This is a genomic window from Actinomyces sp. HMSC065F12, from assembly GCF_001814535.1.
GTDB lineage: Bacteria > Actinomycetota > Actinomycetes > Actinomycetales > Actinomycetaceae > Pauljensenia > Pauljensenia radingae_A.
The window spans coordinates 1-805 of record NZ_KV817017.1; the positions used below are offsets into that span (position 1 = coordinate 1).

The window sequence follows — 805 nt, forward strand, 5'->3', positions numbered from 1 at the left end:
GCTTCGCCATCGGCGGCCAAACCAAAATGGCCGCAATCGACGGAGCCTCATACCTCGCAGAAGTCATCCACCCCCTAGGGCGAGGAATGAAAGGCACCATCACACTACGCGTCGCCAAAGACAGGCCAGGCAGCATCCGGCCAAAATCCGGCACATACCGCCCCTCAGACCGCACCCAAGAAGCAGCCCGCATCACCATCGACAGCACTGACCCAGCGCGGATCATCACCACCATCAACCCACCAGACACCACCCAAGAAAACACGAGCATAAAAGAATTCCGCCCCATTCACCTCATGGAAAAACTCTCCAGGATAATCGAAAACTTCACCGAACCAATTTCCATGAACGACGTCAAAAGAAACTACAAAGAGGACGGAGGAAAAGCCAAAAACGCCACAATCTTTAAAGCAATCAACATTCTATTAAACGAGAATTATCTAATTGAAAAAGAGGGGCCGAGGAATTCGCGATTACTACGCTCAGCACACGTCTACAGGGCTGAAAGCGACGGTATCCCGGTAGGCGGAACGGCACGCCTCCACGTTGTCGAGGGAGGTCAGGAATGAGTTATCCACAGGATTTTCCACAAACCAAACGACTGGTTCCCACTGGTTCCCGACTGGTTCCCGGAACCGGTGCTGACTGGTTCCCCCACCACCCCACCCCCTTACAGGGGGTGGGTGCGGGAACCACTGCCGCCGGAACCACTGACTGGTTCCCAAAAACAAACCGCCACTCGCAACACGCTTCCCAACCCGCCCACCAGCCCGCCGCCGCGCAGCGTGGTATGATCACACCAACA

2 protein-coding genes are annotated in these 805 nt (G+C 55.4%); both read left to right on the top strand.

What is annotated here, in order from left to right:
- The coding region (locus HMPREF2975_RS08240) for a hypothetical protein (protein WP_227469339.1) at window positions 1-569 on the top strand (569 nt) is incomplete at its 5' end.
- Window positions 566-805: hypothetical protein (locus tag HMPREF2975_RS12815; RefSeq protein ID WP_227469340.1), on the top strand; the 240-nt coding region annotated here is incomplete at its 3' end. The genes HMPREF2975_RS08240 and HMPREF2975_RS12815, both read left to right, overlap by 4 nt.